Raw genomic sequence first — 10,275 nt, forward strand, 5'->3', positions numbered from 1 at the left:
CGATGTACAACGTCCACAAGCAGAGACTTACCACGCTTATGGAATGCAGAATCAACAAGTACAAGAGATCAAAAGCGTATTTTGCGACTTCTAATCAAGGATATCACTGTTGAAAGACTACGTAATGAGCAAAAAGCAGTGCTACATATACGTTGGCAAACAAATGCTACGGAGGATCTAGAAGTACAATTACCACAAAAATCTTATGACAGGTGGCGACATTCTAAGGATATAGTTGATCGGATAAGAGAGTTATCAACAACATTGACTGATGAGCAAATTATTAATTTATTCAATCAAGAGGGACTTATAACAAATAAAGGTAATCCATTTACTATAAAGAGTATAAAAGGAATTCGATTTATATATAAGATTCCAGCACTATGTAATCAAAAATCTGAGGAAGAGTTATCAGTGAAACAAGTTGCAGAAAAAATTCAACGTCAGTTGAATGGTGTAGTACGTAATTGGATTGAACGTAAGTTTATTGATGCACTACGTATTGGTCCAAAAACATGGATATCCATAAGTCTAGAACAAGAACTAGAGTTAAAAAAGTATATTGATAACTCTTCTAAAATTGCAACTGCAAGACTAAAATCACAAAAACAAACTTAAGGAGGTGTATTATGAAGTCATTGTGCAACAATTATGAAATATCTAGAACGGGAAGTGGCTTATACACCACTTGCTTATGCTATACTACGTAAAGATAGTATAGCTGTTGAAAAAGTGTTAAGAGTAGCTAAAGAAAAAGGTATTCTGAGAGATATTCTTGACGCAACAACAACTATAAAACATTTAGATAGCCGGGAAGTGACTTACACACCACTTGCTTTTGCTATGTTCCGGAAGGATAGCAAAATTATTAAAGAAATTCTAGTAGCAGACTGAAGAGAACAGTATTCTGAAAGATATTCTTGACGCAACAACAACTATAAAATATCTAGATGGTCAAGAAGAAATTTACACACCGCTTACTTACGCCATATCATGTAAAAATAGCAAAACTATTGAAGAAATTTTAAAAGTCTCTAAAGAAAACGGTATTCTGAAAGATATTCTTGATGCAACAACAACTATAAAATGTCCAGATGGTCATGAAGAAACTTGCGCACCGCTTACTTATGCTATACTACGTAAAGATAGTATAGCTGTTGAGAAAATGTTAAGAGTAGCTAAAGAAAACGATATTCTGAAAGACATTCTTGACGCAACAACAACTATAAAACATTCAGATAGCTGGGAAGTAACTTACACACTACTTGCTTATACAATATCATGTAAAAGCAACGAAGCTTTTAATACAACAAGAGCTATAAATCAAGATGGTCAGGAAAAAACTCACATCCCATTTCCTACCGTTTCCGTACTTGATGAAAGAGAAACTGAATTAAAATTAAAAGAAAAAAGACAAAGTAGAAGAGATGAGGGATTAAATTTTAACAATGGTAGTAGTGACAAAAATGTTGAAATAAAAGCTAATGGGGATATCTTGTTGCAGCATAGTAGTGGAATTGAAAATGAAATAAATCATACTGCTGTACGTAATGATGTAAGGGGGGTAAAGCCTCTAATAGAAAGTAGAGTAAATGTTAAAGTACAGATATAAATGCAGTGATTGCAACTTCTGTGACACTTGAGTTGGTAGCTAGTAAAATAACATGTGTACTGTCAAAACCCACCACTAAATTGGAAGAAGTAGCTATAACATATTTTCAAGGTTTAGCACTATATTTGTGAAACTTAATTTATATGTGCTAAACAAGATGCTGATTAGTTTTATAGCTAACCCAAGAAAGGTTTCCCATTCGTCATACCGCCGCGGTATCTCTAGATCCCGCTAACAAGTAGCGGGATGACGATTGTCGTTTAGCCATAAATATTTAAGAAATTTACCAAATAAAAAAAAAGGCAAAAGAAGCCCTGGCGTTATTATCTGCTTTAAAATATTGGCGTTTTTTATGTTTTAAACGCTTGACAAGCAAGATTTAGCTGCTTTTAATTGCAACTAACCTATGCTGCAAATGTTTAAGAAATTTACTAAGCAGAAAAAAAGACAAAGAATCCCCGAGTTAGCTAGTCTTTTACTATCTCTGTCGAGTATTGGCATTTTTTGATGTCTTGTAACGCTTTATAAGCGCGTTCAGCTTATTTAGATAAAAATCTAGATGTAGATGAAGTTTTGTAAAGACATACAGTATCTATATACTGCAAAAAATTGAACATAAGACGCCGATACATTAAGTAATCCTTACCTTTTAATCTGCAGATTGGCGAAAGCAAACACAATAGCTTCACTATCATGATAAGGGCGCTGGCGAAGGGTGTCAAGTAAGTTTTTGTATTTTAATTTTAGAATTTTATAGGCTTTTGTTCTCATGAAAATTGTGTTCTCATGAGTAAATTAATGTTATCCTTTTTTGTTGATCTAAAGTTTCTTATGTTCATACACTTACGTGTTCATAGTGTTTATTCGCTGCTTGAAAGCTCGGTTAAAATTGAGGAGCTGATCGGCCTTTGTTTGCGAAATAAAATGCCAGCGGTTGCAATTACTGATTCAGGTAATATATTTGGTTCACTTGAGTTTGCGGAATATGCGGCAAGTAGGGGAATACAGCTAATAATAGGATGTAATATTATAGTTAAATATTCAGAACAAAATTTACCTATGTTATTGCTTGCAAAAAATGAGCAAGGGTACACTTATTTAGTCACTTTGGTGAGTGAGTCTTTTAGAAAGCGCAAGAATAACAGCGATATTCCTTACGTTGATTTTGATGAGCTATTGAATTTAAGTACGGGTCTGATCGCTTTAACCGGTGGATGTTTGGCTCAACTATTGTTGGGGCAAGATAAAGAAACGGTTGAAAAACTGCTTTCAGCATTCAATGGTCATTTATATGTTGAATTGCAGCGTCATGGGTTGAATAAAGAGCTAGAGCTTGAAGAAGCTTTGATAGACTTTGCTTATCAGCGCAATATACCACTAGTTGCAACGAACGATGTGTTTTTTCCAAATAGGTCTGACTATGAGGCTTATGATATATTAACGTGTATATCGGAGGGGAGTTATGCCCTGGAGAATAACAGAAAGAAGTTAACTACCGAGCATTACTTCAAGTCTGTGGCAGAAATGGAGGAGCTGTTCAGCGACATTCCCGAAGCAATTCATAACACTTTAGTGATAGCTAAGCGGTGCTCTTACATGCCAAGAGGCAGGCAGCCTATTTTGCCTAAATTTCCTTGTCGAGAAAATAAAACTGAGAATGAAGAACTGAAGGAGCAGGCAGTTGCAGGATTAGAATTCCGTATTGCGAATGAGACAGACATAGACCTTAAACAATACTACGATCGGCTGAATTACGAACTGAGTGTGATAACTTCGATGAACTACGCTGGCTACTTTTTGATAGTTTCTGATTTTATTCGTTGGAGCAAAGCAAATGGCATTCCAGTTGGTCCAGGAAGAGGCTCTGGTGCTGGATCAATTGTTGCTTGGGGCTTGCAGATTACAGACCTTGATCCAATAAAGTTTGGCCTAATATTTGAAAGATTTTTGAATCCTGATCGTGTATCGATGCCTGACTTTGATATCGATTTCTGCCAAGAGAAAAGGGACCTGGTTATTGATTATGTTCAGAAAAAGTACGGTTATGTTGCTCAAATAATCACTTTTGGTAAATTGCAGGCAAGGGCAGTATTGCGTGATGTTGGTAGAGTATTGCAAATGCCTTACTCTCAAGTGGATAAAATATCTAAAATGGTTCCATTTAATCCAGTAAATCCTGTAACTTTATCACAAGCGATAGAGTTTGATCAAAACCTGCAGAAAGAGCGGGATAGTGATGAGGTAATTGCAAAGCTTCTTGATATATCTCTTAAGCTTGAAGGAATATATCGTCACGTTTCAACTCATGCTGCTGGAATTGTAATATGTGATCAAAAGTTGGAAAATTTTGTTCCTGTGTACTACGATCCAAATTCGGCTCTGCCAATCACTCAATACAGCATGAAATATGTGGAGAAAGCTGGGCTAATAAAATTTGATTTTCTTGGACTTGGTACGCTAACGCTAATAGATCATGTGTGTCGTTTAATTAATCGTGATGGAAAAAAGATTGATATTTCTTCAGTTCCTTTGAATGACCAAAAAACCTATGAGATACTCTCAAGCGGTGATTCAATTGGAGTGTTTCAGCTTGAAAGTTCGGGAATGAGAGAAGCTTTAATTAAACTAAAACCGGACTGTATTGAGGATATTATCGCTTTAATTTCCCTTTATCGTCCAGGACCTATGGATAACATTCCAACTTACGTTGCAAGAAAGCATGGACTTGAGAAGCCAGATTATATTCATCCGTTACTTGAAGGAGTGTTAAAAGAAACATTTGGGGTAATAATTTACCAAGAACAAGTGATGGAAATAGCCCGTATTCTTTCCGGGTATAGCTTAGCGGAAGCAGATCTGCTAAGACGTGCCATGGGTAAGAAAATTAAGGAAGAGATGGATAAACAACGTGAACTTTTCATCCAAGGGGCAACGAAGAATGGCGTTGATTATGACAGGGCAAGTTATATCTTTGACCTTGTTGCAAAATTTGCTGGTTATGAGTTCAATAAATCTCATGCTGCAGCATATGCGGTTATATCTTATCAAACGGCTTACCTTAAAGCTAATTATCCATTAGAATTTTTTACAGCACTAATGAATCTGAATATTGATGATAGAGATAAACTGAATTTATTTTATCATGCAGCAAAGTTTAGTGGCGTTACCGTTCTTTCACCTGATATAAACAAGTCTCAAGCTGAATTCTCAATAGAGGATGAACACATACGTTATGGTATTGCTGCCTTGAGGAATGTTGGTTTTTCTATAGCGGAAGGAATAGTGAACGTACGTTCAAGCGCTTGTAAGGACATATGGGAATTCATTCAAAATTCAGGTCATATAATAAATAAGAGAGCGCTAGAAAGCCTGATTAAATCCGGAGCATTCGATAGCGTGCATAAGAACAGAAAGCAGCTATATGAGTCAATGGACACGCTGATTTACTTTGCAAATAAAAACAAACAGGATAGAGAATCAAGTCAAGCTGCTTTGTTTGGTAGTCTTGATGTCCTCAAACCGAAACTTGAGAATGTGGAAGATTTTGATGAAGAGGAAAAATTAGAACATGAGTTATTTTCACTAGGATTTTATTTAACTAATCATCCGCTTGAAAAATTTAGAACTTTTCTGGAAAAGTTAAATATTGGGTTTATCGGAGAAAATAGAACAGCAAAAACTGCTGGGGTAATATTAAATGCACGTATGAGAACTTCAGAGCGTGGAAGGTTTGTCATCCTCACACTTTCTGATCCCCATAACGTTTCTGAAATAGCATTCTATAATAATGAAATAATAGAAGAAAAAAGAGATTTATTTTCACCAGGAACATTTGTGATAATTGATCTTGAAGCTTCGGAAAATACAACAAGATTGGCAGGCAAAGATATATCTGAGTTTACAAAAAGAATCACTTCTACAATAAAAGAATTAGTTCTCACCACTGAGTGCACGGATTCGCAAAAAGCCGCTATGGAATTAAACACAATATTGAAAGATGAAGGCAGAACCAAAATAATGCTAAAACTTCTTCTCGAAAAACATAAAGTGAGCATCTTATTACCAGGTGCATACTCAATTGCTCCTCAAGTAATTTATGAAATATCTAATTTAAGCTGGATTAAAGGCGTAGAAATTAATACAAATAACTTGCTTATATAAAAAAGCTTTATATAATGAAATATTTAATCGGTATTAGAGGAAGATATAGTGAATCTTTATGAATTTACTTTTATAGCACAGCAAGGATTGTTACAGCAAGAAGTAGAGGAGATGGTCCAAGAGCTAGCTGTTTCATTGAAAAATATTAAAGCAGATATTATGTTCCAGCAAATCAGGGATATTCTGAAAAAAGGAAATGACAAGCTTACAAAACAAGAGTTAGAAGTGCGTGCTGAGGACATTAAAGAAAGTCTAGTTGCTTACTCTGATTTCTTGGAAGATCTTACAAAAATTTTATGGGTTGAATTAGAAGAAGATCTTTCAAATTTGAAAGAGGTGAAGTCGAAAATCGATAAAGAGTTGAAAGATGACCTAAAAGATTTAGGAATAACGCAAGATTTTACAAAATTTCTAGGAGGCAGTACTAAAAGTGCGTTTATCCATAACGCAGTAAATGCTTTGAAGAGAAATATTTCAGAAGATCTAATAAAGATTTTTCAAGATATTTTGAAAGATTTTAGAATAAACGGTCCAACTCAATCGAGCAAAGCGTTGGAAATGCTTTTGAAAAACATTGAAGCATCAGGATTAATCAAGTATGAACATTGGGGTCTTTTGGATTTTGCATACCACAAAAATAAAATGAAGAGCGGTCATTATTGTATAATGTGCATAAGTTCTACTGCAAGCATTCTGGATGAATTTATGCGTAGAATGAAACTTAATGAGAACGTTATTCGCCACTTTCCTGTGCAGGTTGATAAAATTTTTGAAGGTAAATCTCATATGATGAATAAACAAATTGAGGAGCAAAGCGCATAATGATGAAAAGACGAAATAGTTTTAATAATTCTTACGTATCTGTAAATAATAGGACTGGCTTTAGGCGTTCTAAAGTTTGCCCTCTTGCTGCGTCTAAAGATGAAGACATAGATTATAAGAATATAGATTTATTATCCAAGTTTACCTCTGACTATGGTAGGATATTACCTAGAAGATTAACAGGCGTATGTGCAAAAAAACAAAGGAAGTTACGCTTAGCGATCATAAGGGCACGTTTTTTAGCTCTTATTCCTTACTGTACTAAAAAAGTTTAGGTAATTTATGTTGATAATTTTAAAGGAAAATGTAAGGACTTTAGGTAAGCTTGGTGAAGTTGTCAAAGTTAAGCCAGGTTATGCACGTAATTTTCTTTTTCCACAAAGAAAAGCGGTGAAAGCTACCAAGGAAAATTTAACAAAGCTAGAGGAGCAACGTTTATTACTGGAAGAAGAGAATATAAAAAGATTAAATGTAGCAAAAGAGCTTGCATTGTCACTACATGATAAGTTTGTGGTATTGATAAAGCAAGCTTCAGAGGATGGTAAAATTTTTGGTTCTGTAACAACACGTGAAATTGCGAAAATTTTACTACAAGAAGGACATGTGATAGATCACCGTAGTTTATCTTTTGGTGGAGTAAGCATCAAAAACTTGGGTGAATACCAAGTAAACGTAGAATTACATAGTGAAGTAGTAGTACCAATTACTATATACGTCGTAAAATCCGAAACAGATGCAAATGAGCTAAGGCAAGTAAAATTGCAAAATCAGAAGTCTGAGCAACAAGAGGCAGAGCAAGATGCGAATAAAGAAGCTACTGATGGTGATGATAGCTGATCAAAGATGATCTCTTGTTATAGTCGTAAAGAAATGTCTGCCATGGCTAAGCTGGTGTCATCCCAGTGCTCCCCTCATGTCATCCCAGTGCGTGACACTGGGATCCAGTTTATTTCGTCATGGACATTATTTTATGCTTCTAGAATCCGTTGTCCATTGAATAATTTGCAAATACTTTTATATCTGGATTCCAGTGTCACGCACTGGAATGACACCATTATTGGAATAAATCAAAAATGATTCCCCGCTATAGCAGAAAAGAAATGTCTTCCATTTGGGAGGAAAATAATAAATTTAATATATGGCTTAAAATAGAAAAATTAGCGTGTGAAGCTCAAGCAAAGTTAGGAGTGATTCCGAATAATATTGCTGAGAACCTCTCTGGTGCTATTGAATTTGATGTTGAATGTATCAACGAAATTGAATCCATTGTAAAACATGATGTTATAGCTTTTCTGACATATGTTGCTGAAAAAGCGGGAGTTGATGTTCGTTATCTTCATTATGGAATGACAAGTTCTGATGTTTTGGATACATGCCTTGCGGTGCAACTGAAAGAGTCCTGTGATATTTTGCTCGAGAATCTAAAAAATTTACTTGCAGCATTGAAAAAAAAAGCTGAGGACTATAAAGATATTGTTTGTGTTGGACGCAGTCACGGAATGCATGCAGAACCAACAACTCTTGGAATAAAATTTGCCAGATTTTATGCTGAATTTAAACGCAATTATCAGAGATTAATTAGCGCGCAAAAAGAGATCTCAATTTGTAAAATATCAGGTGCAGTGGGCAATTTTGCAAATGTTGATCCGTTTGTTGAAGAATATGTAGCGAAAGAAATAGGACTCATACCTGAAATCATATCGTCTCAAGTCATTCCTCGTGATAGACATGCTATGTTCTTTTCAGTTTTGGGAGTGATTGCAAGCTCAATAGAAAATGTTGCTGTTGAAATTCGTCATTTGCAAAGAACTGAAATCGGCGAAATTTCTGAGCATTTTTCCACTGGGCAGAAGGGAAGCTCTGCTATGCCACACAAATGTAATCCTATTTTAAGTGAAAATCTGACTGGACTCTCACGTTTAATACGCAGTTATGTTTTTCCTGCGTTAGAAAATGTTGCATTGTGGCACGAACGTGATATATCACACTCGTCTGTGGAAAGATGCATTGCTCCTGATGCTTGTATAACAATGGATTTTGCTTTAGTGCGATTAACAGATTTGATAGATAAATTGGTGATCAATAAGGAAAACATTGAAAAGAACTTAAATTCTTCAAAAGGTTTAGTTTTCTCACAGCGTGTATTGCTTGAGTTAGTAAATAGTGGTTTGGCGAGGGAAGAGGCGTATAAAATTGTTCAGAGCAATGCAATGAAAGTGAAACAAAACAACAGTGATTTTCTGGCCGAATTGAAACAAGATAAACCCTTACTTAAGGTTATTAACTCGGAAAAACTTGAATCTTTGTTTGATTTGAAGTATTATACGAAACATATAGATCGTGTGTATAATAAGGTTTTTAATTAGGCTGAGTAGCTCAGTTGGTAGAGCAGGAGGATCATAATCTCTTGGTCGGGGGTTCAAGTCCCTATGTTTAGCAAAGCAGTGCTATTGGTGAAACCAAGTGTCAGTTACTTGGAATGAGTTGTATATCCACTCAGGTGAGGAGACAATGGATAAGAGATTATGAAAAGGGTTTAGCTTTTGGCCTATGATCTCTTTAAATGACAGAATTTCACTACAAAACTTAACTTTCTTCTATGCAGTTAGCTAAGTCAAGAAAGGTGAATCTATCTCTTGTTGTAAACGCAAGATCGACCGCTTTACAATATTGTTCTTTATTCCAACTGAGGTGCTCTGGTAAGTGTGGAATTGATAGATCTTCAAATATTTTTTGCAGGTGTTTTGCAGGTAGTAAATTTTGCTTAATTAAACTGGAAATATTATGCCATTCTTTACAAATAATATCTTGGATTTTTTGCTGCATAATTTGCTTCTGTTCAAAAGTTCTTACAAATTCGATATTATCAAAGCACTGAGTTATATGTTTTACATCTAAAGTGGTCGGTTTGATAATCGGGTTTTGTATTGATAATATCTTTTCCTGCAAATTAGCCATGGTAATCGTCGTAACAGCAATTTTTTCGCCATGTAGTAAGGAATGATCTCTTGTTACCATTTCCATTGCGTGAGCTATCATATGCTCTCCTTGGCTTGCAGAATAGCTGCCTTTTGATATTACCATTCCAAGTCCTGAAATTAGTAGAACTTCCATAAGTAATAGGACCACTTTTCTACTTCTTTTAGTAAGCGCCGTATACTCTCTTAGCAAAATTTGCTCCAAATCGCGAACAAGTGTAAAAGGTAATTCATTGTATTCTGTGCCAAGCAACAAATGAGATAGTAGCCAGTCAGCCTGAACTGTTGAACGACAAATGAAATCTGCAAATCCGCTTAATGTGAGACGCAGTGGTGCATTGGCAAGTATGTCTATATCTATATATACTGCTCTTGGAAGATGTGCTTTGAACGATTTTTTATATCCATTTACTAATATTGAAGCATTTGCAGAGGTATATCCATTCATAGAAGCGGCTGTTGGGAACGATATATAATCTTTTTTCTCGAGGTAGCTTGCATATTTGCAGATATCGTTAACAGTGCCGCTACCAAATGCAACTATTAAGTCACTGTCTTTTGCTTTGTTTCTAACTAGATTTACGGTTTCAAGAGAGGCAGCTCTGCTTGGTGTCATGCAAGTAGCTGACACTGGGATCCAGGAAAACAACTTATGGATTCCAGTGTCACGCGCTGGGATGACAGGTGGAGCTGGAATAATTA

10 protein-coding genes, 1 tRNA gene and 1 pseudogene are annotated in these 10,275 nt (G+C 35.5%); 11 read left to right on the forward strand and 1 reads right to left on the reverse strand.

Annotated features, from left to right (window positions below):
• Positions 1–81 precede the first annotated feature (81 nt).
• From WGMM_RS06130 to WGMM_RS03315, 11 genes and pseudogenes are all read left to right on the forward strand, one after another.
• Positions 82–618, forward strand: a complete 537-nt coding sequence (locus WGMM_RS06130; RefSeq protein WP_128080208.1) for a hypothetical protein — start codon at positions 82–84, stop codon at positions 616–618.
• Positions 619–651: 33 nt separating this feature from the next.
• The gene (locus tag WGMM_RS06730; protein WP_051599630.1) at positions 652–894 is read left to right on the forward strand and encodes a WD_0033/WD_0034 family tandem repeat-containing protein; all 243 of its coding nucleotides are present in this window, start codon (positions 652–654) and stop codon (positions 892–894) included.
• 22 nt (positions 895–916) lie between these two features.
• A pseudogene (locus WGMM_RS07515) lies at positions 917–1,060 on the forward strand (WD_0033/WD_0034 family tandem repeat-containing protein); the annotation flags it as partial.
• Between the two features lie 105 nt (positions 1,061–1,165).
• Positions 1,166–1,612 carry a WD_0033/WD_0034 family tandem repeat-containing protein gene (locus tag WGMM_RS06735; protein ID WP_051599633.1) on the forward strand — a complete coding sequence of 149 codons (447 nt, stop codon included), beginning with the start codon at positions 1,166–1,168 and terminating at the stop codon, positions 1,610–1,612.
• An 831-nt stretch (positions 1,613–2,443) separates the two neighbouring features.
• Positions 2,444–5,773: a DNA polymerase III subunit alpha gene (gene dnaE / locus WGMM_RS03290; RefSeq protein WP_038250091.1), complete on the forward strand. Its 3,330-nt coding sequence runs from the start codon at positions 2,444–2,446 to the stop codon at positions 5,771–5,773.
• 48 nt (positions 5,774–5,821) lie between these two features.
• The gene (locus WGMM_RS03295) at positions 5,822–6,595 is read left to right on the forward strand and encodes a 30S ribosomal protein S6 (RefSeq protein WP_038250072.1); all 774 of its coding nucleotides are present in this window, start codon (positions 5,822–5,824) and stop codon (positions 6,593–6,595) included.
• Positions 6,595–6,870, forward strand: coding sequence for a 30S ribosomal protein S18 (gene rpsR, locus WGMM_RS03300; protein WP_007548890.1), 276 nt, complete (start codon positions 6,595–6,597; stop codon positions 6,868–6,870). The genes WGMM_RS03295 and rpsR overlap by 1 nt, the downstream gene beginning before the upstream one ends.
• Before the next feature lie 7 nt (positions 6,871–6,877).
• Positions 6,878–7,432 carry a 50S ribosomal protein L9 gene (gene rplI / locus WGMM_RS03305; protein ID WP_038250077.1) on the forward strand — a complete coding sequence of 185 codons (555 nt, stop codon included), beginning with the start codon at positions 6,878–6,880 and terminating at the stop codon, positions 7,430–7,432.
• Positions 7,433–7,438: 6 nt separating this feature from the next.
• Complete coding sequence (locus WGMM_RS05785; protein ID WP_081818076.1) at positions 7,439–7,672, forward strand: hypothetical protein; 234 nt, start codon at positions 7,439–7,441, stop codon at positions 7,670–7,672.
• Positions 7,669–8,961, forward strand: a complete 1,293-nt coding sequence (gene purB, locus WGMM_RS03310; RefSeq protein WP_038250082.1) for an adenylosuccinate lyase — start codon at positions 7,669–7,671, stop codon at positions 8,959–8,961. Before WGMM_RS05785 ends, purB begins: the two co-directional genes overlap by 4 nt.
• Positions 8,962–9,034, forward strand: a tRNA-Met gene (locus WGMM_RS03315).
• A gap of 147 nt (positions 9,035–9,181) precedes the next feature.
• On the opposite strand, the gene WGMM_RS03320 is transcribed toward WGMM_RS03315, so the two are convergent.
• Positions 9,182–10,275 (reverse strand): iron-containing alcohol dehydrogenase (locus WGMM_RS03320; protein ID WP_038250088.1); only part of this gene is annotated, 1,094 nt, incomplete at its 5' end.

Source organism: Wolbachia endosymbiont of Glossina morsitans morsitans, assembly GCF_000689175.1.
Lineage (GTDB): Bacteria > Pseudomonadota > Alphaproteobacteria > Rickettsiales > Anaplasmataceae > Wolbachia > Wolbachia pipientis.